Origin of the sequence: Qipengyuania benthica, from assembly GCF_030717865.1 — a bacterium.
In the GTDB taxonomy this organism is placed as follows: domain Bacteria; phylum Pseudomonadota; class Alphaproteobacteria; order Sphingomonadales; family Sphingomonadaceae; genus Qipengyuania; species Qipengyuania benthica.
Map to the genome: position 1 here is coordinate 467617 of NZ_JAVAIL010000002.1, position 24278 is coordinate 491894.

26 protein-coding genes are annotated in these 24278 nt (G+C 64.0%); 2 read left to right on the forward strand and 24 right to left on the reverse strand.

Annotated features, from left to right (window positions below; genetic code table 11):
• Positions 1-2: 2 nt before the first annotated feature.
• From Q9K01_RS07530 to Q9K01_RS07630, 21 genes are all read right to left on the reverse strand, one after another.
• Complete coding sequence (locus tag Q9K01_RS07530) at positions 3-716, reverse strand: biotin--[acetyl-CoA-carboxylase] ligase (RefSeq protein WP_305929593.1); 714 nt, start codon at positions 714-716, stop codon at positions 3-5.
• Positions 713-2173: an NADH-quinone oxidoreductase subunit NuoN gene (nuoN, locus tag Q9K01_RS07535; RefSeq protein WP_305929594.1), complete on the reverse strand. Its 1461-nt coding sequence runs from the start codon at positions 2171-2173 to the stop codon at positions 713-715. Before nuoN ends, Q9K01_RS07530 begins: the two co-directional genes overlap by 4 nt.
• Complete coding sequence (locus Q9K01_RS07540; RefSeq protein ID WP_305929595.1) at positions 2173-3732, reverse strand: NADH-quinone oxidoreductase subunit M; 1560 nt, start codon at positions 3730-3732, stop codon at positions 2173-2175. Before Q9K01_RS07540 ends, nuoN begins: the two co-directional genes overlap by 1 nt.
• Positions 3732-5792, reverse strand: a complete 2061-nt coding sequence (gene nuoL, locus Q9K01_RS07545) for an NADH-quinone oxidoreductase subunit L (protein ID WP_305929596.1) — start codon at positions 5790-5792, stop codon at positions 3732-3734. The genes Q9K01_RS07540 and nuoL overlap by 1 nt, the downstream gene beginning before the upstream one ends.
• A 6-nt stretch (positions 5793-5798) precedes the next feature.
• Positions 5799-6104 (reverse strand): NADH-quinone oxidoreductase subunit NuoK, encoded by a 306-nt coding sequence (gene nuoK, locus Q9K01_RS07550; protein WP_305929597.1) that lies wholly within the window; start codon positions 6102-6104, stop codon positions 5799-5801.
• Positions 6101-6724 carry an NADH-quinone oxidoreductase subunit J gene (locus Q9K01_RS07555; protein WP_305929598.1) on the reverse strand — a complete coding sequence of 208 codons (624 nt, stop codon included), beginning with the start codon at positions 6722-6724 and terminating at the stop codon, positions 6101-6103. Before Q9K01_RS07555 ends, nuoK begins: the two co-directional genes overlap by 4 nt.
• 38 nt (positions 6725-6762) lie before the next feature.
• Positions 6763-7248, reverse strand: a complete 486-nt coding sequence (gene nuoI / locus Q9K01_RS07560) for an NADH-quinone oxidoreductase subunit NuoI (protein ID WP_305929599.1) — start codon at positions 7246-7248, stop codon at positions 6763-6765.
• A complete protein-coding gene (nuoH, locus tag Q9K01_RS07565; RefSeq protein ID WP_305929600.1) occupies positions 7245-8423 on the reverse strand; it encodes an NADH-quinone oxidoreductase subunit NuoH in 1179 nt (392 codons plus the stop codon). Before nuoH ends, nuoI begins: the two co-directional genes overlap by 4 nt.
• Complete coding sequence (nuoG, locus tag Q9K01_RS07570) at positions 8420-10429, reverse strand: NADH-quinone oxidoreductase subunit NuoG (protein WP_305929601.1); 2010 nt, start codon at positions 10427-10429, stop codon at positions 8420-8422. The genes nuoH and nuoG overlap by 4 nt, the downstream gene beginning before the upstream one ends.
• Positions 10429-11172, reverse strand: coding sequence for a hypothetical protein (locus tag Q9K01_RS07575; protein ID WP_305929602.1), 744 nt, complete (start codon positions 11170-11172; stop codon positions 10429-10431). Before Q9K01_RS07575 ends, nuoG begins: the two co-directional genes overlap by 1 nt.
• Positions 11169-12461: an NADH-quinone oxidoreductase subunit NuoF gene (nuoF, locus tag Q9K01_RS07580; RefSeq protein WP_305929603.1), complete on the reverse strand. Its 1293-nt coding sequence runs from the start codon at positions 12459-12461 to the stop codon at positions 11169-11171. The genes Q9K01_RS07575 and nuoF overlap by 4 nt, the downstream gene beginning before the upstream one ends.
• Positions 12461-12598, reverse strand: a complete 138-nt coding sequence (locus Q9K01_RS07585) for a hypothetical protein (protein WP_305929604.1) — start codon at positions 12596-12598, stop codon at positions 12461-12463. Before Q9K01_RS07585 ends, nuoF begins: the two co-directional genes overlap by 1 nt.
• Positions 12599-12637: 39 nt before the next feature.
• On the reverse strand, positions 12638-12868 hold the full coding sequence (locus Q9K01_RS07590; protein WP_305929605.1) for a hypothetical protein: 231 nt from the start codon (positions 12866-12868) through the stop codon (positions 12638-12640).
• A complete protein-coding gene (gene nuoE, locus Q9K01_RS07595) occupies positions 12868-13536 on the reverse strand; it encodes an NADH-quinone oxidoreductase subunit NuoE (protein ID WP_305929606.1) in 669 nt (222 codons plus the stop codon). Before nuoE ends, Q9K01_RS07590 begins: the two co-directional genes overlap by 1 nt.
• The gene (locus tag Q9K01_RS07600) at positions 13529-13711 is read right to left on the reverse strand and encodes a hypothetical protein (RefSeq protein ID WP_305929607.1); all 183 of its coding nucleotides are present in this window, start codon (positions 13709-13711) and stop codon (positions 13529-13531) included. The genes nuoE and Q9K01_RS07600 overlap by 8 nt, the downstream gene beginning before the upstream one ends.
• 136 nt (positions 13712-13847) lie before the next feature.
• The gene (locus Q9K01_RS07605; protein ID WP_305929608.1) at positions 13848-15059 is read right to left on the reverse strand and encodes an NADH-quinone oxidoreductase subunit D; all 1212 of its coding nucleotides are present in this window, start codon (positions 15057-15059) and stop codon (positions 13848-13850) included.
• Positions 15056-15574 carry a hypothetical protein gene (locus tag Q9K01_RS07610; protein ID WP_305929609.1) on the reverse strand — a complete coding sequence of 173 codons (519 nt, stop codon included), beginning with the start codon at positions 15572-15574 and terminating at the stop codon, positions 15056-15058. The genes Q9K01_RS07605 and Q9K01_RS07610 overlap by 4 nt, the downstream gene beginning before the upstream one ends.
• A complete protein-coding gene (locus tag Q9K01_RS07615) occupies positions 15571-16464 on the reverse strand; it encodes an NADH-quinone oxidoreductase subunit C (RefSeq protein WP_305929610.1) in 894 nt (297 codons plus the stop codon). The genes Q9K01_RS07610 and Q9K01_RS07615 overlap by 4 nt, the downstream gene beginning before the upstream one ends.
• Positions 16465-16473: 9 nt before the next feature.
• Positions 16474-17013, reverse strand: coding sequence for a NuoB/complex I 20 kDa subunit family protein (locus tag Q9K01_RS07620; RefSeq protein ID WP_305929899.1), 540 nt, complete (start codon positions 17011-17013; stop codon positions 16474-16476).
• A gap of 68 nt (positions 17014-17081) precedes the next feature.
• On the reverse strand, positions 17082-17456 hold the full coding sequence (gene ndhC, locus Q9K01_RS07625) for an NADH-quinone oxidoreductase subunit A (RefSeq protein WP_305929611.1): 375 nt from the start codon (positions 17454-17456) through the stop codon (positions 17082-17084).
• Between the two features lie 105 nt (positions 17457-17561).
• On the reverse strand, positions 17562-18992 hold the full coding sequence (locus tag Q9K01_RS07630) for a coniferyl aldehyde dehydrogenase (protein WP_305929612.1): 1431 nt from the start codon (positions 18990-18992) through the stop codon (positions 17562-17564).
• A gap of 83 nt (positions 18993-19075) precedes the next feature.
• Here Q9K01_RS07630 and Q9K01_RS07635 point away from each other — a divergent pair, with 83 nt between their 5' ends.
• A complete protein-coding gene (locus Q9K01_RS07635; protein ID WP_305929613.1) occupies positions 19076-20272 on the forward strand; it encodes a thiolase family protein in 1197 nt (398 codons plus the stop codon).
• 186 nt (positions 20273-20458) lie between these two features.
• On the opposite strand, the gene Q9K01_RS07640 is transcribed toward Q9K01_RS07635, so the two are convergent.
• Positions 20459-20926, reverse strand: a complete 468-nt coding sequence (locus tag Q9K01_RS07640) for an SH3 domain-containing protein (RefSeq protein ID WP_305929614.1) — start codon at positions 20924-20926, stop codon at positions 20459-20461.
• 116 nt (positions 20927-21042) lie between these two features.
• On the opposite strand from Q9K01_RS07640, the gene Q9K01_RS07645 reads away from it, so the two are divergent.
• Entirely contained in the window at positions 21043-22062 is a 1020-nt protein-coding gene (locus tag Q9K01_RS07645) for a 2-hydroxyacid dehydrogenase (protein ID WP_305929615.1), read from the forward strand.
• 4 nt (positions 22063-22066) lie between these two features.
• Here Q9K01_RS07645 and Q9K01_RS07650 read toward each other — a convergent pair whose 3' ends face one another.
• Entirely contained in the window at positions 22067-23473 is a 1407-nt protein-coding gene (locus Q9K01_RS07650; RefSeq protein WP_305929616.1) for an NAD(P)H-dependent flavin oxidoreductase, read from the reverse strand.
• 24 nt (positions 23474-23497) lie between these two features.
• The gene (locus tag Q9K01_RS07655) at positions 23498-24247 is read right to left on the reverse strand and encodes a class I SAM-dependent methyltransferase (protein ID WP_305929617.1); all 750 of its coding nucleotides are present in this window, start codon (positions 24245-24247) and stop codon (positions 23498-23500) included.
• Between the last annotated feature and the right edge of the window lie 31 nt (positions 24248-24278).

The window sequence follows — 24278 nt, forward strand, 5'->3', positions numbered from 1 at the left end:
TCCTAACTGGCGAGCATCACGTCGCCCGCGTGAATGACACGCTGCGACCCGTTGTCCAAGCGCAGGCTGAGTGCGCCATCCGGGGTCAGGCCCGCAAAGGCGCCGGTGATCGCCGGTTCGCCGGGGGGAGCGACCGTCAGCCGCGTGCCTGCGGAATGCGCCGCAGCCTCCCAGCGGCGGACCAGCGGTTCCAGCCCGTAGGTGCGCCAGCGCTCGAGCTCGGAGGCGAAGCGCACGGCGAGTTCCCGCGCGAAGAAATCGCGCGCAGGCGCGGGCCCGAGTTCGGCGAGCGCGATCGTCTTGCGATCGGGCAATTGCGGTGCGGCGGCGAGATTGACCCCGATCCCGACGACGATCGCCTCGTCCTGGCGCTCGAGCAGGATGCCTGCGAGCTTGGCTCCGGCATAGAGCAGATCGTTGGGCCATTTGATCGCCAACGCCGAAGGCTGGGCCAGCTGCGGCAGCACCGCCTCGTGAACCGCTACCCCGGCGACCAGCGCCAGCGTCGCGGGAGAGGGATCGCGCGGGCTCAGCCGGACGATCGTCGAGCCCATGAAATTGCCCGCACCGTCGAACCAGTCACGGCCCTGACGCCCGCGCCCCGCAGTCTGGCGATCCGCCACCAGCCACTCGCCCTCGCCCACCCGCTCGCCCGCGCGCAGCGCCGCGAGCAGGTCGGCATTGGTCGAGCCGGTCTGCGGGAGGGTGCGGATCAAACGACGATGAAGAGCGCTGCGGCAGCGCGATCGGCGACCGCGCCGAGCCAGGGCGTCAGCAGATAGCCGAGCGGCGAGACGATCACCATGCAGATCCCGAGCACCGCCCAATGGCCTGCAGGGCTGTGCCTCTCGGCGTCGCGCCCCGGCTCGTCGAAGAACATCACCTTGACGAATTTGAGATAATAGAACGCGCCGATGACGCTCGCGGCGATACCGATCGCGGCAAGCACGATCATATCGGCCTGGACTGCGGCCTGGAAGACCACGAACTTGCCCCAGAAGCCGAACAGCGGCGGAATGCCCGCAAGGCTGAACATCAGCAGCAATACGCCCCAGGCGACGACCGGGCGTACCGTGGACAGGCCGGCGATGTCGCCGAAGGTCTCGAGCTGCTCGCCCTCCCGATCGCGCAGCATCAGCACCGCCGCGAATGCACCGATGGTCATGACGACATAGATCGCAAGATAGACCAGAACGGCACTTATGCCTTCGGGCGTCGCCACTGCGAGGCCGATGAGGATGAAGCCGACATTGTTGATCGAGCTGTAGGCCAGCACCCGCTTGAGATTATCCTGACCGATCGCCCCCAGCGCGCCGACCACGATCGATGCCAGCGCCGCGAAGATCACGATCTGCTGCCAGGCATCGGTCTGCGCGCCGAAGGCCTCGATCGCCATGCGCACCAGCATCGCCACCGCCGCAACCTTGGGGGCACTGGCGAAGAAGGCGGTAACCGGCGTCGGTGCGCCTTCATAGACGTCGGGTGTCCACATGTGGAACGGAACCGCAGAGATCTTGAACGCCAGACCTGCAAGCACGAAGACCACGCCGAACAGTGCGCCGGTCGAGAGCCCGTCGGCGAAGGCGATCCGGATGCCGAGATATTGTGTGGTGCCCGAGAAGCCGTAAACCAGGCTCATACCGTAAAGGAGGATACCAGAGGCAAGCGCGCCGAGGATGAAATACTTGAGACCAGCTTCGCTCGATCGGGTGTCGTCGCGCAGGAACGAGGCCAGAACGTAGGACGACAGGCTCGACAGTTCGAGACCGATATACAGCGTCATCAGATCGACTGCCGAGACCATCATCCCCATACCGACCGCGTTGAGCAGCAGCAAGACAGGATACTCGGCGCGATAGGCGCTGCGGTGTTCGAAATAGCGCGGGGTGACGATCAGACAGGCGATGGTCGCGAGATAGATCAGTAGTTTGGCGATACTGCCGAAATCGTCCATCCGGTAGAGCCCGCCAAAGGCATCGTCGCTCAGCGCGAAAGAGGGATCGAACAGCAGGTGCCCGGTCCAGAAAGTCGCACCGAACAGCGCGGCGACCGCGGCGATCGTGACGATCTTTGCCGCGTCGCGCACCCAGGCGGCGACCAGCAGCAGGATCAGCGCCGCGGCCGACAGGATGAGCTCGGGCGCGACGATGTAGAAGGAAGCTGCGTAATCCATCAATGGGCGCCCTCGCTTGCGCCTGCACCGGCGCCATGGGCGCCTTCGATATAATTGGCTTCATGCGCACGCGGCGTGCCGACCTGCGGACGCGAGTCCCCTGCGGGCGCCGCGCGGGCAAGCCGCGCATCAAGCGCCGCGATATCGGCGCGCATCGGCGCAAGAAAGCTTTCGGGATAGATCCCCATCCAGAGCACCGCAGCCACGATCGGCCCGAGCATGACCCATTCGCGCAAGGACAGGTCGGGCATGGCGGCGGCGTCGGCGTTCTTCTGCACGCCGAAGGCGACCCGGCGGTAAAGATAGAGCATGTAGGCGGCGCCCAGGATGATGCCCGTGGTCAGTACCAGTGCAGCCCAGGTCGACACTTGATAGACGCCCGCCAGCGCGAGGAATTCGGCGACGAAGCCGCTGGTGCCGGGCAGACCGATGCTTGCCATGGTGAAGAACAGGAAGAACAGCGCGTAGCGCGGCATGTTGATCGCCAGGCCGCCGTAGCGGTCGATCTCGCGCGTGTGCAGCCGATCGTAGATCACGCCGACGCACAGGAACAGCGCGCCCGAGACCAGCCCGTGGCTGAGCATCATGATCATCGCGCCCTCGAGGCCTTGCACATTGAAGGCGAATAGCCCGCCCGTGACGATCGCCATATGCGCGACCGAGGAATAGGCGATCAGCTTCTTCATGTCGTGCTGCACCAGCGCGACCAGCGAGGTGTAGATCACCGCGATCATCGAGAGCGCGAACACCAGCCACAAAAGCTGCGCCGATGCCTCGGGGAACATCGGCAGGCTGAAGCGGATGAAACCGTAGCCGCCCAGCTTGAGCAAGACGCCCGCAAGAATCACCGACCCCGCGGTGGGTGCCTGGACGTGCGCGTCGGGCAGCCAGGTGTGCACCGGCCACATCGGCATCTTGACCGCGAAGCTGGCGAAGAAGGCCAGCCACAGCCAGGTTTGCGCGGACGGCGCGAAATCGAACTGCATCAGCACCGGAATGCTGCTGGTGCCCGCCACATTCACCATCCACAGCATGGCGATCAGCATCAGCACCGAGCCGAGCAGCGTGTAGAGGAAGAATTTGTAGCTGGCGTAAATGCGGTTGTCGCCGCCCCACACGCCGATGATCAGATACATCGGAATGAGGCCGGCCTCGAAGAAGATGTAGAACAGGAACATGTCCTGCGCGGCGAAGACGCCGATCATCAGCACTTCCATGAACAGGAAGGCGGCCATGTACTCGCCGACGCGGCGAGTGATGCCCTGCCAGCTGGCAAGGATACAGATCGGCATCAGGAAGACGCTGAGCATGATCAGCATCAGCGCGATGCCGTCGATCCCCAGCGCGTAATCGAACACCGCGAAAAGTTCGGCGCGTTCGGTGAACTGCCACTGGGCGCCGCCGATGTCGTAGTTCACCCAGAGCAGAACACCCAGCGCGAGGTCGATCAGGGTCGCCACCAGCGCCGTGAGCCGCGCCGCGGGCGCACTCAGGAACAGACAGGCGATCCCGGCGGCCAGCGGGACCAGCAGCATCAGCGAGAGGATCGGGAAATCCATCAGAACAGCACCCAGGTAATCGCGGCAATCAGGCCCAGGAGCATCACCAGCGCATAGCTATAGACCAGCCCGTTCTGCGCCCGCCGCGCGAGCACGCTGCCGCGCTGGACGACCCAGGCTGCACCATCGGGACCGAAACGGTCGATCGTGCCGACATCGCCGATCTTCCAGAACTGGCGCCCGAACCAGAAGGCGGGCCGGACGAAAAGCAGATTGTAGAGTTCGTCGAAATACCACTTGTTGTAGAAGAAGCGGTAGACCGGGCCGAGCTGATCGGCCGCTTTCGCCGGGATCGACGTGTCCTTGATATAGGCCAGCCAGGCGATCGCGAGACCGATCAGCATGACGATGGTCGCGGCCAGCTTCACCAGCAGCGGCACCGCGTGCATCTCGTGGATCAGCGCCTCGTTGTAGAAGATCGAGCCCTGCCAGAATCCAGCATCGTCGAGGAAGGCGTGACTGAACACCCAGCCCGCGAAAATTGCGCCGAGCGTCAAAACCCCCAGCGGGATCAGCATCGTGACCGGGCTTTCGTGCGGATGATAGCCCGCTGTCCCTGCTTCGTAATTGGGTGAGGGAACATGATGTTGCACGTCGTGGCCGGAATCTTCCTGGATCGCCGGATTGTGATCTTCCGGCTCGTCGTGCCCCGCATGGACGGCATGCTGGATATGCTCGCTGTCGGCCCAGCGCGGCTTGCCCCAGAAGGTCAGGAACATCAGCCGCCAGCTGTAGAAGCTGGTCAGCAGCGCGGCGAAGGTACCCATCCAGAAGGCAAAGGTCGCCATCTCGGTACCGCGCGCGAAGGCCACTTCGAGGATCGCGTCCTTGGAATGGAAGCCTGCGAAGCCGGCATGGAGCCAGTAGATCCCGACCCCGGTGATCGCCAGCGTACCCGCCAGCATCGCCCAGAAGGTAAAGGGAATTTCCTTACGCAGGGCGCCGTAATAACGCATGTCCTGCTCGTGATGCATCGCGTGGATCACGCTGCCTGCGCCAAGGAACAGCAGCGCCTTGAAGAAGGCGTGGGTGAACAGGTGGAACATCGCCGCGCCATAGGCGCCGACGCCCGCGGCGAAGAACATGTAGCCCAGCTGCGAACAGGTCGAATAGGCGATCACCCTCTTGATGTCCCACTGCGTGGTCCCGATCGTCGCGGCGAAGATGCAGGTGGCTGCGCCGATGAAGGTGACGACGCCGAGCGCCACCGGGGCGGTCTCGAACATCGGGCTGAGGCGGCAGACCATGAACACGCCCGCGGTCACCATCGTCGCGGCGTGGATCAGGGCGGAAACGGGCGTCGGGCCTTCCATTGCGTCGGGCAGCCAGGTGTGGAGGCCCAGCTGTGCCGATTTGCCCATCGCGCCGATGAACAGCAGGATGCACAACACATCCATCGTCGAGACCCGGTAACCCAGAAAACCGATCGTCGCCCCGCTCATCGCGGGTGCGGCGGCCAGGATCTCGGGGATCGAGGTGGTGCCGAACACCACGAAGGTGCCGAAGATGCCGAGCATGAAGCCCAGATCGCCCACGCGGTTGACCACGAAAGCCTTGATCGCAGCGGCATTGGCCGTGGGCTTCCTGAACCAGAAGCCGATCAGCAGGTAGCTCGCAAGCCCAACGCCTTCCCAGCCGAAGAACATCTGGACGAGGTTGTCGGCGGTCACCAGCATCAGCATCGCGAAAGTGAACAGCGAGAGGTAGGCGAAGAAGCGCGGCTGGTCCGGATCTTCGTCCATATAGCCCCAGCTGTAGAGGTGGACGAGCGCAGAGACGGTGGTGATCACCACCAGCATGACCGCCGTCAGCGTGTCGACCCGCAGCGCCCAGTCGAACGACAGAGCGCCCGATTGCACCCATTGCAGCACCGGGACCACGCCCGGTTCGGCACTGCCGCCGACAAAAGCCAGGAAGATCGGCCAGCTCAGCGCGCAGGAGACGAACAGCGCGCCGGTGGTGATCAGCTTGACAAGCGTATTGCCGAGCGCGCGATTGCCCAACCCGCCGACGATGGCGGCCAGCAGCGGCAGGAAGACGATGAGCAGAATCGATTGCACGCGCGCTTACCCCTTGAGCCGATCGACGCTGTCGACCGCGATCGTGCCGCGACCGCGGAAATAGATCACCAGGATCGCCAGCCCGATCGCCGCTTCCGACGCCGCTACCGCGAGCACGAACATCGCGAAGATCTGCCCGGTCAGATCGCCGAGGAAAGCGCTGAAGGCGACCAGATTGATGTTTACCGCGAGCAGGATGAGTTCGATCGCCATCAGGATGACGATGATGTTCTTGCGGTTGAGGAAGATCCCCAGCACGCCGAGCACGAACAGGATTGCGCTGACGACGATGTAGTGTTCAATGCCGATCACAGGTCGATCCCCTTGCCGATGGTCGGACGTTTCATCACCGTCGCCTCGTTCGGGTTGCGGCGGACCTGCTTGCCGATATTCTGATGGCCGCGATGCGCATCAGCGCGTTCACGCAGCGTCAAGACGATTGCACCGACCATTGCAACCAGCAGCACCAGGCCGGTCGCTTCGAACAGGAACAGATACCTGGAGTAGAGCAACGCACCCAGCGCCTCGGTGTTGCTGGCGCCGATCAGCTGGACCGCGGCCCCCGTCGGGGTGCCGAGCGCGATCGCCCCCGCGCGATAGGCGCCGATCCCCAGCACCAGCTCCGCCAGCAGCACCAGCGCGATCGCGATGCCGAGCGGGAAGTTGCGGATGAAGCCGGCGCGCAGTTCGGCGAAATCGATGTCGAGCATCATCACCACGAACAGGAACAGCACCGCGACCGCGCCGACATAGACGATCACCAGCAGCATCGCGATGAACTCGGCCCCGACCAGCACCATCAGACCCGCCGCGTTGAAGAAGGCGAGGATCAGCCAGAGCACCGAATGCACCGGGTTGCGCGACATGATCACCATGACCGCCGAGGCGATCACGAGCACGGCAAACAGGTAGAAGGCGAAGGTTTGAATCATCGAATTTCTTGGGAGCCCCAGCTTCGGTTGCGCGGCGGTTAGCGGTAGGGCGCGTCGGCTTCAAGGTTCGCGGCGATCGCCCGCTCCCACTTGTCCCCGTTCGCCAGCAGTTTGGCCTTGTCGTAGAGCAGCTCTTCACGCGTCTCGGTGGAATATTCGAAGTTCGGCCCCTCGACCACGGCATCCACCGGGCAGGCTTCCTGGCAGAAGCCGCAATAGATGCATTTGGTCATGTCGATGTCGTAGCGCGTGGTCCGGCGGCTGCCGTCCTCGCGCGGTTCGCTCTCGATCGTGATCGCCTGCGCCGGGCAGACCGCCTCGCACAGCTTGCAGGCGATGCAGCGTTCTTCGCCATTGGGATAGCGTCGCAGCACATGCTCGCCGCGGAAGCGCGGGCTGATCGGGTTCTTCTCGTAAGGGTAGTTGATCGTCACCTTGGGCTTGAAGAAATACTTCAGCGTGAGCGCATGCGCCCGCACGATCTCCCACAGGGTGAACGATTTGATCAGATGGGCGATAGTCATCGTGTCAGTCCTCTAGCCACCGGAGAATTGGACTCGACGCACATACCTCCATCCCAAGTACCACGAACGAATGTCATCTCCAGATTTTCACCCGCCGGTTCCAGATCGACTGCCTGGACCCAGACGCCGTCGCAGTCATACCTCGTTAGCATCAGATAGCCGGAGATAAGGACGACGAACCCAAGGCTCATCGGCAGGAAGACCTTCCAGCCCAGCCGCATCAGCTGATCGTAGCGGTAGCGCGGCACGGTCGCCATCACCCAGCTGAACATGAAGAAGAAGAAGAAGGTCTTGAGCAGGAACCAGACGATGCCGGGCACCAGATAGAGCGGCTCCCAATTGATCGGGGGCAGCCAGCCACCGAAGAACAGCAGCGTGTTGAGCGAGCACATCAGCAGGATGTTGGCGTATTCGCCCAGCCAGAACAGCGCGAAGCTCATGCTGGAATATTCGGTCTGATAGCCCGCCACCAACTCGCTTTCGGCCTCGGTAAGGTCGAAGGGCACGCGCTGGGTCTCGGCCAGGCTGGAGATGAAGAACACCACCCACATCGGAAACAGCAGCAGGTTGAACCAATAACCGTTGATGATCCCGAAGCCGTGGCCGACCTGCGCCATCACGATTTCGGTGAGGTTGAAGCTCCCCGCCCACAGCACCACGCAGACGAGAATGAAGCCGATCGAGACTTCGTAGCTGATCATCTGCGCGGCGGCGCGCATGGCGGAGAAGAACGGGTATTTGGAATTCGACGCCCAGCCGCTCATCACGATGCCGTAAACGGACAGCGAACTGATCGCGAGGATGTAGAGCAGGCCGACGTTGATGTCCGCCAGCACCACCCCGAAATCGAACGGGATAACCGCCCAGGCGGCCAATGCCACGGTGAAGGTCACGATCGGCGCAAGCAGGAATATGCCCTTGTTCGCCGCGCTGGGAACGATGGTTTCCTGCAGGAACACCTTGAGCCCGTCGGCAAAGCTTTGCAGCAGCCCGAAGGGACCCACCACATTGGGCCCGCGCCGCAGATTGATCGCCGCCCAGACCTTGCGATCGACATAGATGATCATGGCCACCGCCAGCATCAGCGGCAGCGCGATCAGCAGCACGCCGGCCACCGTCGCGACGCTCCAGGCCCAGCCATAGCTCATGCCCAGCGAGAGAAAGAACTCGGTCACTCCGCTGCCTCCAGCAGGTCGTCCTTGTGCAGCAGCTCGGCCGAGCAACGCTGCATCACCGCGCTGGCGCGGGCGATCGGGTTGGTGAGATAGAAATCCTTGATGGGATAGCCGCCGATGGTCCCGCTCGCTTTGGCTTGCGTATCCGCGGCGGGCAGCGCGCCGAGATCGGCCAGCCCCTCGACGCCCAGTGCCGGAACATGTTCGACCATTTTCGACTGCAGCTGTCCGAAAGTGTCGAACCCGAGTTCGACACCGAGCGCATCGGCCAGGGCGCGCAGGATCGTCCAGTCCTCGCGCGCATCGCCAGGCGCGAACACCGCCTTCTCGGCGAACTGCACCCTGCCCTCGGTGTTGACGTAGGTCCCGTCCTTCTCGGCATAGGAGGCAGCAGGCAGGATAATATCCGCCGCATGCGCGCCCTTGTCGCCATGGTGGCCGATATAGACCTTCAGACTGTCCGGGAAGCGGGCGAAATCCACCTCGTCGGCACCCAGCGCAAGCAACACCTTGGGAGAAGCCTCGGCGATATCGGCGATGCCGCCCTTCTGCGCATAGCCGAGCATCAGCCCGCCCATGCGGCTGGCCGCCATATGCAGCACGTTGAAACCGTTCCACCCGTCCTTCACGAGCCCCAACCGGCCCGCCAGATCGAGCGCGGGAGCGAGCGCGCCAGATGCAAGTGCCGCACCGCCGAGGATGATCGCGGGCCGCTCGGCCCCTGCCATCGCTTCGCGCAAGCCTTCGGGAAGATCGTCGAGCAAGCCGAGATTCTCGCCGAGGAATTCAGCCGGGTAGGTTGTATCCCAGCGCTCACCGACCACGAAGATCTTCGCTCCGCGCTTGGCCGCCTTGCGCAGGCGGACATTGACCAGCGGCGCTTCCCAGCGGATGTGGCTGCCGACGATCAGGATCGCATCGGCGGTCTCGATCCCGGCAAGGGTCGAGTTGAAATTGACCGCGGCCAGGTTCGAAACATCGTAGCTCATGCCGGTCTGGCGACCTTCGAGCAGGTCGGACCCCATCGCGGACAGCAGGGCCTTGGCGGCGAACATCGTCTCGCAATCGACCAGATCGCCCGCAATCGCCGCGATGCTCTTGCCCGGATCAGCCGCAGCGATCGCGGCGAAGGCGTCGTCCCAGCCGGCCTTCTGCAGCGAACCGTTCCTGCGAATCCACACGCTGTCGAGCCGGCGGCGCTGGAGCCCGTCGATCTGATAGCGCGCCTTGTCCGAAATCCACTCCTCGTTCACTTCGTCGTTGTTGCGCGGCAGCGCGCGCATCACTTCGCGCCCGCGGCTGTCGAGCCGGATGTTGGCGCCGACCGCGTCCGAGACGTCGATCGAGAGCGTCTTCTTGAGCTCCCACGGCCGCGCCTCGAAGGCATAGGGCCGGCTGGTCAGCGCTCCCACGGGGCACAGATCGATCACATTGGCCGAAAGTTCGTGCTCGGCCGCATGTTCGAGGTAGGTGGTGATCTGCATGTCTTCGCCGCGCCCCAGCGCGCCGATTTCGTCGACCCCCGCGATCTCCTCGGAGAACCGGACACAGCGGGTGCAATGGATGCAGCGGGTCATGATCGTCTTGATCAACGGCCCCATGTATTTCTCGGAGACGGCCCGCTTGTCGGCCCGGTAGCGCGAACCGCCGCGGCCATACATCATCGACTGGTCCTGGAGATCGCATTCGCCGCCCTGATCGCAGATCGGGCAATCGAGCGGATGGTTGATGAGCAGGAATTCCATCACGCCTTCGCGCGCGGTCTTGACCATTTCGCTGTCGGTGCGGATTTCCTGGCCTTCGGTAGCGGGCAAGGCGCAGCTCGCCTGCGGCTTGGGCGGCCCAGGCTTCACCTCGACCAGACACATGCGGCAATTGCCCGCAATGCTCAGCCGCTCGTGGTAACAGAAGCGCGGGATCTCCTTGCCCGCAAGCTCGCAGGCCTGGAGCACGGTGGCGCCATCGGGAACCTCGATGTCCTGGCCGTCTACGATGACTTTGGGCATCAGTCGGCTCCCTTCGCCGCAGCAGCGCCATAATGGCTCCGCGCCCAGAGGGCATCGGCGGTAAGTTGGCGTATCATCGAAATCGGCAAGGCGACCTCTTCCTCCTCGGTGTCGAGGCAGGCGACGACGATCGGTGCTAGCGCTTCGAAGGCCTGCTCTTCGTCGCTCGAACCCGGACGGCTTTCGAGGAAGGCGTGGGCATTGCCGACACCCGAATGAGCGACGCAATCGCCGACCTGCGTCAGTGCGGCGGTACGGGGGTTCAAGCCCTCGTAGCCATAGCGGTTTTCCAGATCCCGCGGCGCGTCGGTCGGCAGGACGAGGGCTTTCTTATTGTCCTGCAGATAGACCTCTTCCGCCAACAGATTGCGCAGGGTGGCATAGGGAATTCGCATATACATCCGGTACTGCGAGCTGCGCATCACCGTTCCGATACATTCGGCCACATCGAGGTCGTCGAACAACGTATCCGATTCCTGATCGAAAGCGTCGAAATCGATTCGATCCATGTCGCTATGCGCGAGCAGCGTGCGAACCACGTCCTTATTGCGGAAGTACACGCATTTGGCGACACGCTTCTGCAGGCCGCGCGCTTCTCCCTGTTCGGCGGTTTCGGGCACCTGCTTGAAGCGCGTGCCGGTCTGCAGACCCGGCTCGAGGAAACGTTCGGCATCGTCCTGAGCGGTTACCGGGACGCCCCAGATCAGCACCGGTGCAACGACGAGGGCAAGCAGAGCTCTCATTCCGCCGCCTCCATGAATTGCGCATTGTGCTCGGCTATCCGGCGCTCCAGCTCGGGGCGGAAGTGACGGATCAACCCCTGGATCGGCCAGGCGGCAGCGTCGCCCAATGCACAGATGGTGTGGCCTTCGACCTGCTTGGTGACCTGCTGGAGCATGTCGATCTCCTCCACCGCAGCGTCGCCGGTGCGCAGGCGCTCCATCATCCGCCACATCCAGCCGGTGCCTTCGCGGCACGGCGTGCACTGGCCGCAGCTCTCGTGCTTGTAGAAATAGCTCAAGCGGCTGATTGCGCGGACGATATCGGTGGACTTGTCCATCACGATCACCGCCGCGGTGCCGAGGCCCGAGCCGAGTGCCTTCAACCCGTCGAAATCCATCGGCGCGTCCATGATCTGCTCGGCGGGGACCAGCGGCACCGAGGAGCCGCCGGGGATCACCGCGAGCAGATTGTCCCATCCGCCGGTGATGCCGCCGCAATGCTTCTCGATCAGCTCGCGGAACGGAATGCTCATCGCTTCCTCGACCACGCAGGGCTTTTCGACATGACCGCTGATCTGGAACAGCTTGGTGCCGGCATTGCCCTCGCGCCCGAATGAGCTGAACCAGCTCGCTCCGCGCCGCAGGATCGTGGGCACCACCGCGATGCTCTCGACATTGTTGACCGTCGTCGGGCAGCCATAGAGGCCCGCACCCGCCGGGAACGGCGGCTTGAGCCGGGGCTGGCCCTTCTTGCCTTCGAGGCTTTCGATCATCGCGGTTTCTTCGCCGCAGATATAGGCGCCTGCGCCGCGATGCATGAAGACGTCGAAATCATAGCCGGATTTCGCCGCGTTCTTGCCCAGCAGACCGGCGTCATAGGCCTCGTCGATCGCCGCCTGCAGCGTCTCGGCCTCGCGGATATATTCGCCGCGGATGTAGATATAGGCGGCGCGCGCGCGCATCGCGAAGCCCGCGACCAGCGCGCCCTCGATCAGCTTGTGCGGATCGTGGCGCAGGATTTCGCGGTCCTTGCAGCTACCCGGCTCGGATTCGTCGGCGTTGATGACGAGGAAGCTCGGACGGCCGTCCTTGCTCTCCTTGGGCATGAAGGACCATTTGAGCCCGGTCGGGAAACCCGCCCCGCCCCGGCCGCGCAGGCCGCTGGCCTTCATCTCGTCGATGATCGAATCCTGCCCGCGCGCGATCAGCGCCTTGGTGTCGTCCCAATCGCCGCGCTGTTGCGCCGCCTTCAGCCCCCAGTCCTGGAAGCCGTAGAGATTGGTGAAGATGCGGTCCTTATCGGCGAGCATCAGATCACTCCCCCGAACACCACGAAGGCGGCGAGCGCGAGGATCACCAGCAGTGCGAGCGTCTTGGCGAGCCCTGCGAGCACCTTCCAGGCGACGATGATTGCCACGACGGCGATCGCGATGGTGACGATATCCATTACCACTCGCTCCGATAATCGTGGTTGGCAATGCTGATTTCAGCGAACATGACGCGATCTCACAAATTTGACCAACGCAGGAATCGAAGTTGCGAGAAGCAACAACAAAAGAATCCCATCACGATTGAACTCGATTGCTTCGCCCTGGAAGAACTTCAAGGCGGCCTTTCCGAAGACCGTTAGAGCGAGACCGATAGCGGCGAACAGCAGCACGTAAGCGCTAAGCATCTGACCACCGCGCGGGTTTTCGAGGAGTTCCTTCAGCCTCATCACCATTGACCCCGGTAATCGTGGTTCTCGCCCACCATCGCGGTAAGCGAGGAAAGCGCATTGGCGGGCTCACTGGTGTGGCGACCGGGCTCCTGCGTTCCCGCTTTGGGGCTTTCGCCCGCAGCCAGTGCATCGAGGACCGCGTCGAGCCGCTCGGGGGTCAGGTCCTCGAAATTGTCGTCATTGATCTGGACCATCGGCGCCGTGGCGCAATTGCCCATGCATTCGACTTCGGTCAGCGTCCACAACCCGTCTTCGGACACATGCCCCTTGACCATGCCGCGCGCGGCGCAGGTCTCGAACAGCGCGTCCGAACCGCGCAGCATGCACGGCGTCGTGCCGCAGACCTGGACGTGATATTTGCCGACCGGCACGAGATTGTACATGAAATAGAAGGTCGCCACCTCGAGCACCCGGATCGCGGGCATGCCGAGATAGCCGGCGACATATTCGATCACCGGGATCGGCAACCATCCTTGCGTGTCGGTTTCCTCGCCGACCTGCCGCTGGGCGAGATCGAGCAGCGGCATCACCGCCGACTTCTGCCGTCCTTCGGGATAGCGCGCGATCGCCTTGTCGGCCTTCGCCTTGTATTCGCTCGAGAACTCGAACGCACCCCAGCGGGCGCGCAGTTCGGGCGTATCGGGAGCGGGAGAGCGGTCAGCCATTGATCAACCTGCGTTCGACATAGCGGCCGATATAGAGGCCGATGACGGCGGCAAACGCCGTCGAGAGAATTTCCTTGAGCGGCGCCTCGCCGTGGAAGGCCGCCAGATAGGCGGCCACCGCCGAAGCGAAGGCGGCGAAGGCGAGAACGAAGATACCGAGTTCGCGCAGGATCACCGGTCGCACTCCCCGAGAAGGACAGCGGGAGCGCCCTCGCTCGTCATTGCGAGCGAAGCGAAGCAATCCATCGCCGTGCCCTGGATTGCGGCGCCTCGCTGCGCGAGGCTCGCAATGACGAGGATATCGGACACGGTCACCGGTCGCACTCCCCGAACACAACGTCGATCGCGCCGAGAATGGCGGTCGCGTCGGGCAGCATGTGCCCCTTGGCCATGAAGTCCATCGCCTGAAGATGGCTGAAGGCGGTCGGGCGGATCTTGCAGCGGTACGGCTTGTTGCTGCCGTCGCTGACCAGATAGACACCGAACTCGCCCTTGGGGCTCTCGGTCGCGACATAGACCTCGCCCGCGGGCACGTGGAAGCCTTCGGTGTAGAGCTTGAAGTGGTGGATCAGCGCTTCCATCGACAGCTTCATCTCGCCGCGTTTGGGCGGGGAAACCTTGCGATCGTCGCTCGCCACCGGCCCTTCGGGCATTTCGGCGAGGCACTGCTTGATGATCTTCGCGCTCTCGTAGACTTCTTTGACGCGGACCATGAAGCGGTCGTAGCAATCCGAATTGGTGCCCACGGGAATGTCGAATTCCATCCGCTCGTAGACGTCATAGGGCTGCGACTTGCGCAGATCCCAGGGAATGCCGGCGGCGCGGATCATCGGGCCGGAAAAGCCCCAGGCGATGGCGTCCTCCTTGCTGACGACGGCGATATCGACGTTGCGCTGCTTGAAGATGCGGTTGTCCATCACCAGGCTCATCGCGTCGCCGAACAGTTCGGGCAGCCGCTTGTCGACCCAGTCGCCGATATCGGCGAGCAGCTTGAGCGGAACGTCCTGATGGACCCCGCCGGGCCGGAAATAGGCCGCGTGCATCCGGGCACCCGAGGCGCGCTCGTAGAAATTCATGCAGTCTTCGCGCAGTTCGAACACCCACAGATTGGGCGTCATCGCGCCGACGTCCATGACATGCGCGCCGATATTGAGCAGGTGGTTCTTGATCCGGGTCAGCTCGGCGAACAGCACGCGCAGATATTGCGCGCGGATCGGCACCTCGACGTTGAGCAGCTTCTCGATCGCGAGCACCCAGGAGTGCTCCATGCACATCGGCGAACAGTAATCGAGCCGATCGAAATAGGGCAGCGCCTGCAGATAGGTCTTGTGCTCGATCAGCTTCTCGGTGCCGCGGTGGAGCAGGCCGACATGCGGGTCGATCCGCTCGATGATCTCGCCGTCGAGCTCCATCACCATGCGCAGCACGCCGTGCGCCGCGGGATGCTGCGGCCCGAAGTTGATCGTGTAGTTGGAGATGACCTCGCCATCGGTGGTGGGCGAGGCTTCGAGTTGCATGCTCATGAGCAGACCCAGTTTCCGGCGAATGCCTTTTGCGTGCCCGCCGCATCGGCGACTGTCAGCGAAGCCCGATCGGGGCCGGTGCGCGTGACGAGCGCGGAGAAGCCCTCGCCCGTGAAGGTGGTGCCCGAGCGCACCTGCTCGATCCCGCCCGGAGGCGCGTCGAGCAGCAGCAACTGGCCGCCGATGCGAACGGTTGCCTTGCCCGGCAGCGCGCGGTCGGCGGGGGCTGCGGCGATCAGCATTTCCTGCCCCTCGACGCTGAAGGTGCAGCCGCCTGCGCGCGGACCCAGATCGACCCCGCCAATATTGCCCAGCTTCTCGAGCTGGAAAACATCGGCATTCGCGGGCGGTGCAGCCTTGACTGCCGTGGTTTCGACCGGTGCGGGCACGCCTTCCGCGACCGCACCCGGGGCGCCGACGCGATCGGCGAAATCACCCGCGGTTTCGCTGCTGGCGGGTTCTTGCGAACATCCGGCGACCAGAAGCGCGGTCGCGACGGTCAGGATCCTGTTCACGTGTCACGCTCCTCTTTGTCGACTTCGGTCGCACCGCCGGTATCTTTCGCGGTGTTTTCCCGCGCCGGCTGGTCGAGGCGATCTTCGGTCGGGTCGGGCGCGCCCGGCTCGTCTATGTCGGAATCCACGGGCGCGGGTTCGCCATCGCCTTGACCGGCAATCCCGCTCCTGAGCTTGGCGGGAGCCACGTGTTCGGCTGCCTTCTCGTCGGTCTTCTTGCCAGCGCCGGTGTCCTTGGTGCTGTCGGTCGTCTTGACCTCGTCGACCGGCGGAACTTCAGCCTTCTCGTCGCCGGGCAGAACATAGTCCGCGCCTTCCCAGGGTGACAGGAAATCGAACTGGCGCAGATCCTGCGGCAGATCGACGGGTTCGTAGACCACCCGCTTCTCGTCTTCGGAATAGCGCAATTCCTGATAGCCGGTCAGCGGGAAATCCTTGCGGAAGGGATGCCCCTCGAAACCGTAATCGGTGAGGATCCGGCGCAGATCGGTGTTGCCGTCGAACAGCACGCCGAACATGTCGAACACCTCGCGCTCGAGCCATCCGGCGTTGGGCCAAAGCGTCGTGACCGTCGGAACAGGCACCTCTTCGCTCGTCGTCACCTTCACCATGATGCGGCTGTTGGTGGTGAGGCTGAGCAACATATAGACAACCTCGAAGCGCTCGGGGCGCCCGGGATAATCCACTCCGGCGATTTCCATCAGCTGCTGATAGGCGTGATCGTCGCGCAAAGTGCGGAGCGCATCCTCGATGCTGCCGCGCCGGACGGTCAGCATCAGTTCGCCATGCTCTTCATGGGCCCGGATCAGATGATCGCCCAGCGCGCGCGAAAGCGTGCCCTTGAGGCCCTCGATCCGGGTGAAACGGGGCGCGGGATGAAATACGGTCATGCGCCTACCTTACCGTTCGATCGTTCCGCTGCGACGGATCTTCCGCTGCAGCTGCATCACACCGTAGAGCAGCGCCTCGGCGCTCGGCGGGCAGCCCGGCACATAGATATCCACCGGCACGATCCGGTCGCAACCGCGCACGACCGAATAGCTATAGTGATAATAGCCGCCGCCATTGGCGCACGATCCCATGCTGATCACGTATTTCGGGTCCGACATCTGGTCGTAGACCTTGCGCAGCGCCGGCGCCATCTTGTTGCACAGCGTCCCTGCGACGATCATCACGTCCGACTGGCGGGGGCTGGCGCGCGGGGCGACGCCGAACCGCTCCATATCATAACGCGGCATGTTGACGTGGATCATCTCCACCGCGCAGCAGGCGAGGCCGAAGGTCATCCACCACAGCGAACCGGTGCGCGCCCACTGGAACAGGTCCTCGGTGCTGGCGACGAGGAAGCCCTTGTCGTTCACTTCGGTTTGGAGCGCGTTGAAATATTCCGGATCCGGCTGGCGAAGCTCGCCGGCACGGGCCGTCGGCGCGTCGTGCAGCGACTGGTTGTGATCGGCGGTCAGCGGACGATAGTGATCCACGCGCGGCTGCGCATCGCCTGTGCGATCTACTCCCACTCCAGCGCTCCTTTCTTCCACTCATACGCGAGCCCGATGGCGAGGATCGTCAGAAAGACCATCATCCCGATCCAGCCCTCCCAGCCCGTGAACTGGAGGCTGACCGCCCATGGAAACAGGAAGGCGGCCTCGAGGTCGAAAACGATAAACAGCAGCGCGACGAGGTAGAACCGCACGTCGAACTGGCTGCGCGGCTCCTCGAAGGCGGGGAAGCCGCATTCATACTCGCTGAGCTTTTCCGCATCGGGATTGTGCGTACCCGTCAGGCGCGAAACGCCCATTGGCAGGAACACGAACGCCGCCGACAAAGCGACCGCGATGAACAGAAAGATGAGGATCGGCAGATACTGCTCGAGATCGACCACGTGTGATTCCTAAGCCTGGAGGCGCCAGTTGCGCTCGCCTCTAGGCCCCTCGCCGCGCGGGTGCAAGGGTCCGGCCCTTGCAAGCTGCGCATGTGTGCGTGAAGCTTATTTCATCATCGACTTCACGGTCTTAAGCGTCTTGGCGCCATAGGGAGGCTTCAGCCCGCTGAGCTTGGCGACATCGACCTTGGTCTGCGTGTAGACGCTGCGCGCGTGGCTGAATTCGCGGAATCCCTCGACCCCGTGATAGCTGCCCATTCCCGAGGGCCCGACTCCGCCGAACGGCAGGTCGTCCATCGAGACGTGGAAGATCACGTCGTTGACGGTCACACCGCCCGAGATCGTCCGCTTGAGCACCTTTTCCTGCTCCTTCCGGTCGCTGCCGAAATAATAAAGCCCCAGTGGACGGTCGTTGGCGTTCACGTAGTCGATCGCCTCGTCGATCTCGCGATAGGTCTTCACCGGCAGGACAGGGCCGAAGATTTCCTCCTGCATGGCCTGCATGTCGTCGGTGACGTTCTTCAGGATCGTCAGCGGCATCTTGCGCGCGTTGGTGTTGGAGAAATCCTCATTGCCCGGATTGACCTCGATCACCTCGGCACCCTTGTCGCGCGCATCGGCGACCATCGCCTTGAGCCGGTCGAAATGCCGGTCAGTCACGACGCTGGCGTAGTCCTCGTTGTCGAGCAGCGAAGAATACATGTTCGCCGTGCCTTGCCAGACGCCGTGGATCGCCTCGTCCTGCTTGTCCTCGGGGACGTAGAGATAGTCGGGCGCAAGACATATCTGCCCCGCATTGAGCATCTTGCCCATCGCGACCCGTTCGCCGGCCTTGGTGAAATCGGCGCTGCGGCCCATGAACACCGGGCTCTTGCCGCCCAGCTCCAGCGTTACCGGGACCAGATTGGCAGAAGCCGCCTCCATCACCCTGCGTCCGGTGGCGGTCGATCCCGTGAAGACCAGATGATCGAACGGCAGCGAACTGAACGCCGCGGCCACTTCCGGCGGCCCCGTGAACACCGCGCATTCGTCGGGCGTGAAAACCTTCGCCACCAGTTCGCGCATCAGCATGCTAGTCCGCTCGGTGAACTCGCTGGGCTTGATCATCGCGCGGTTGCCCGCGGCGAAGACCTGCATCAGCGGCCCGAAGGTCAGATTGACCGGGAAATTCCACGGACTGAGGATGCCGACCACGCCCTTGGGCTCGTAGCGCACCTCGGCTTTCGCCCCGAGCAGGCCGAGCGGGAACTGGACGTGCCGCTTGTCGGGTTTGGCCCAGCCATCCATGTGCTTGAGACAATAGCGACCGAAAGCGATCGTCCCGGCGATATCGGTAATCATCGACTGTTGGGGCGAACGGCTGCCGAAATCGGCGCTCATCACCTTGGTCAGATCCTCGGCATTGTCCTTGAGCAGCTTGATCGCGCGCTCGATGCGGTCCTTGCGCAGAGCCATCGGTTCCGGCCGGGTCTGGTGGTGAGCGGAGCGCTGCCTGCGCAGGACATCTTCCATGTCGCTCTTGCGGTTGTCCGTCATATTGCTCTCCGTTTGAAATTGATGCGTTGCAGCACTAGATCGCTCGCGTACCGATATTCCAGAACCGAAGGACCAGCACAAGCATGACCCAGTTCAGCGCCGCAGACCCCGTCGTCATTCTCTCCTACGCGCGCACCCCGATGGGCGGCATGCAGGGCGCTCTGGCCGAGGCTTCCGCGACCGATCTGGGCGCGACGGCAGTGAAGGCGGCGGTGGAGCGTTCCGGCGTCGCGGGAGACAAGTTCGACCGCGCCTATATGGGCTGCGTGCTGCCCGCCGGGCTCGGCCAGGCGCCCGCGCGCCAGGCGGCGATCAAGGCCGGCCTGCCCAAATCGGTGCAGGCGACGACGGTGAACAAGGTCTGCGGCAGCGGCATGCAGACCGTCATCATGGGCGCCGAGGCGCTGGCCAGCGGATCGATCGATTATGTGGTCGCGGGCGGAATGGAGAGCATGACCAATGCACCCTATCTGCTCAAGAAGCACCGTTCGGGCGCCCGGCTGGGCCACGACACGGCTTATGATCACATGTTCCTCGACGGACTCGAAGACGCCTATGAGGAAGGCCGCGCGATGGGCACCTTCGCGCAGGACACCGCCGACGAATATCAGATGACGCGCGAGGAGATGGACGAATATTCCATCGAATCGCTGCGCCGCGCGAACGCCGCGATCGAGTCGGGTGCCTTCGCCGACGAAGTGGTCCCGGTGACGATCACCACCCGCAAGGGCGAACACAAAGTCGAACACGACGAGCAGCCCGGCAAGGGCCTGCCCGACAAGATCCCGACCCTTCGCCCGGCATTCGCCAAGGACGGGACGATCACCGCGGCGACCTCGAGCTCGATCTCCGACGGCGCGGCGGCGGTGGTGCTGACGCGCGAGAGCGTGGCCAAACAGAACGGCCAGCAGCCGGTCGCGCGGATCGTGGCGATGGCAGCGCATGCGCAGGAACCCGCCAAGTTCACCGTTGCGCCCATCGGTGCGATCAACAAGGTGCTCGAGAAAGCCGGCTGGGACGCGGGCGATGTCGAGCTGTGGGAAGTCAACGAAGCCTTCGCCTGCGTCGCCATGTTCACCATGCGCGACATCGGCATCCCGCACGACCGGATCAACGTCAACGGCGGCGGCACTGCCTTGGGCCACCCGATCGGCGCCAGCGGGACGCGGATCATCGTGACCCTGCTCAACGCGCTCAAGCGGCAGGGCAAGACGCGCGGGATCGCAAGCCTGTGCATCGGCGGCGGAGAGGCGACGGCAATCGCGGTCGAGCTGGTCTGACGCAGACAAAGCGCCGCGCGCACCGATCGCCTCGGGGGGCCGGCATGCGGCGTATTGGAACAGTAGGATAGCGCCCGCCAGATCGGCGGAATGGAGAAAGCGCAGCCGGCTGAGGCCCCGATTATCCGCGATTATCCGATGGTAGCTCTCACCACGGCGATCGAGAGGCGCACATGAGGTTCTTCGTCAGGGTTCCTGCGCACCGAAAAGCCGGTCCTGCCGCACCCAGCCCTCGCGTCCATCGACTTCGAAGGCGCACCAGCCTTCCGAGCAATCGTCGAGCAGTCCGACGACGCCGGGAGCGAGGCGCCAGCGCAATCCGCTGCTGGCGTCGGGTGCATCGCGCATCTCGAGCGGTCCTTCCCCGATCACCATCGCCGTGCGATCGGGGCTGAGCAGCCGCGCCACCACCCAGCCCTGTTCGCCGTCGGGATCGCGGATCAGTCGCCAGCCCTCCATCACCCGGACCACCTTCACCGGCAGACCCGGGCGACGATAGACCCAGGACACCTTGTAGTCGCGGCTGGGCCCGACCCGCATGTTGAGTTCCGAGGCACGGATGCTGGCCCAATAGGGTACGCTTCGCTCCTGCGCCTGGGCAGGAGCGGCAAAGAGCGCCGCGGCGGCAAGCAGGAGAGCAAGGCAGGTTCTCATGGCTGATCAGCGATTTACCGCAATCGACTCGGCCCGGCAAGGCAGCCGGTCACGATTGCCGTGCTCAATCCGGCGCTTGACCCTCCGCCACCCCAGCGCCTAGCCCGAGGCTCACCATGACCGACACGCCCGACCGCCCTACACGCCGCCTCAGCCGCCCGCCGCGCGTGGTGGTTACCCGCCGTCTTCTGCCCGAAGTCGAGGCGCGGTTCAGCGAGCTGTTCGACGCACGCCTCAACACGCCCGATGAACCGTTTTCGCGCGCAGAGCTGGCCGAGGCTATGGCCGCATGCGATGTGCTGGTCCCTACCGTCACCGACCGGATCGATCGACACCTCATCGAGGCGGCGGGAAGCAATTTGGGGCTGATCGCCAGCTTCGGCGCCGGGACCGACCATATCGATCTTGCAGCCGCCGCCGAGCGGAAGATCATCGTCACCAACACCCCCGGCGTCTTCACGGACGACACGGCCGACCTCACGATGGCCGGGATTATCGGCGTGCCGCGCCGGATCCGCGAGGGCGTGCAATTGATCCGCAGCGGGGAATGGACCGGCTGGACCCCGACTTCGCTGCTCGGGCGCAAACTGGGCGGCAAGGTGCTCGGCATCGTCGGAATGGGCCGCATCGGTCAGGCGGTCGCCCATCGCGCGCGCGCCTTCGGGCTGGAAATCGCCTATCACAATCGCAAGCGGCTGCCCGAGGCGGTCGAGCGGATGTTCGCGGCGCGCTTCGTGGAGAGCCTCGACGAGCTGGTGGCGCAGGCCGATATCCTCACCCTGCATTGTCCCGCCAATTCCGATAGCCGGGGGATGATCGATGCACGGCGAATCGGGCTGATGAAGGAAGGCGCCTGTATCATCAACACCGCGCGCGGCGACCTGATCGAGCAGGAAGCGATGATCGCGGCGCTGGAGAGCGGCCAGCTCGCCGGCGCGGGGCTGGACGTCTATCCCGACGAACCGAACGTCGATCCGCGGCTGATTGCGCATCCCAATGTGATGACCCTGCCCCATATCGGCAGCGCGACCCGCGAGGGCCGGGAGGAATCGGGCCTCAAGGTGATCGCCAACATCCGGATGTGGGTCGACGGGCACCGCCCGCCCGACCAGGTCCTGACCGGGCTGGAACGCTGAGGGATCAGTCTCCGGTCAGGATTCGATCGACCAGTTGTTTCACCGATGGCGTGAAATTGTTCGAGTAGAACGGGTCCTGCTTGAAACGGTAGGCCGAGTGGCCGGCGAAGGCCAGATTCTCGTCTACCGGACCGCCATGGGCGATATCCTGCAGCGTCTTCTGGATGCAGAAGCTGCGCGGATCCGCGAGGCGCCCGGTGGTGTAGTCGTCGTGATCCTTCCAGCTCGAGAACAGGCAGTGGGACAGGCAGCCCATGCAGTCCTGCTGGTCCTTGCGGATCGTGTCGCGGCTGTCGGGGGTGACGAACACGGCGGTGCCATCGGGCGTCTTGAGCGCTTCGGTGAAGCCCTTCGCCATCCATTCCTGCGCCTTGGGTCGGTCGTCGGGCGAGACCCAGAAATTCTTCGCCTTGCCTTCATCGGCAAGCGGGATGGTGCCCTCCTGTTCGCCGCGCTTGAAGATCGGGATCTGACGCTCCGAGCGATGGATCAGATCGTAGAGGAAGGGGTTCTTGACTGCGGAGGAATAGAACCCCGTCGGCGAGAATTTGTGCAGCAGGATCTCGCCCTCGTCGACCCTGCGCAGCATGTCCTTCCATTCCTGCGGGATCGGGCTTTCCTCGGTCAGCAGCGGCCGCGTACCGAACTGGAAGGCGATCTTGCCCAGCTCGGGATTGTCGATCCAGTCGTTCCATTCGCGCAGGAACCACACGCCGCCCGCCATCACGATGACGACGTCTTCCGAAACGCCTTCGGCGCGCATCGTCTCGCGCAAGGCCTTGACGCGGGGATAGGGATCTTCGGGCTTGGTCGGGTCTTCGGCGTTGGAAAGGCCGTTGTGTCCGCCAGCCAGCCACGGGTCCTCGTAGACCACCGCGGCCATCAGTTCGGGCACCTTGGAATAGCTGCGCTTCCACAATGCGCGAAAAGCGCGCGCCGAGCTGATGATCGGCAAGTAGCTGACATTGTGGCGCTGCGCGATCTCGGCCAGCTTGTAGGGCATGCCCGCGCCGCAGGTGACGCCGGCGATCATGCCGGGGGTGTTCTCGAGCACGCCTTCGAGCACCTGCTGCGCGCCGCCCATTTCCCACAGCACGTTGATGTTGATCGCGCCCTGCCCATCGGCGATCTCATGCGCGCGCTTCACCTGTTCGGTGGCGCCGTCGATGGCGTAGCGGATCAGCTGCTCGTGGCGCTCCTTGCGCGTCAGCGCGTCGTAGACCTGGGGCACGATCTTGCCCTCGGCATCGTAGCTGTCGGCATTGACCGCACTGACCGTGCCGATTCCGCCCGCGGCGGCCCAGGCGCCCGAGCTCGCGTGATTGGAAGCGGAAACGCCCTTGCCGCCTTCGATCAGCGGCCATACTTCGCGGCCACCGTAATTTATCGGGCTGAGCCCCTTGAAAGCCATTGAAAAATCTTTCGTCTCGGCGAGCTAGCGGCTCGCGGTTTCTGCCTCCGTCGGCGTATCGCGACAGGGGCGAATTTCGTCCGGCTCGGGCCTGTTAGCGGCCCTTTCGAACTGTGCATAGTACCCGGCCAGCTGAGGCGCGTCCCTGAACGCCACCAGGCGGTAACCAGCCCGCTCGAATTCGCAGGCGAGCAGCATCGGAGCGATGCCATGCTGGTCGGTCGGCCGGTCGACATCGACCACGACGACCTGGCCGCCCTCGCGCAGCGATGGCCACATCCGCCACAACAGCGCGTAGGGTTCGCTGATCTCGTGGTACATGTGGACCATGAATATCCGGTCGAAACTGTTCTCGGGCAGGTGTGGATCGTCGGCAGCCCCCGGCTTGATCGCGACGTTGTCGAGCCGTTCGCGCTCGACGCGCTGACCGAGCCGCTGCAGCGCCGCCCGGTCGATATCCTGCGCCAGCACACGCCCATCCTCGCCGACGCGCTCGGCAAGCCGGACGGTGTAGTAACCTTCGCCTGCACCAATGTCGGCAACGGTCATGCCTTTTTCTATGCCGGCGAGTTCCATCACCGTCTCCGCTTCGCCGCGATTGTCGCGCGCCGTTTCGGTAGAAAACTCGTTGCCACCCAGATCTGAAACCGGACGATCCGGCAAGGGGAAGTCGAGCGCGGTTTCCGGCCGAGTGGTGTCGACCTTTTCGCAGCCAGTTGCAGCCAGCACGGCTGCCGAGGCGAGCAGCAAAAGGGGGGGCCTGAATACGATCATCGGCCCGAGCCCTAGCGCCAGTGCGGTCGAC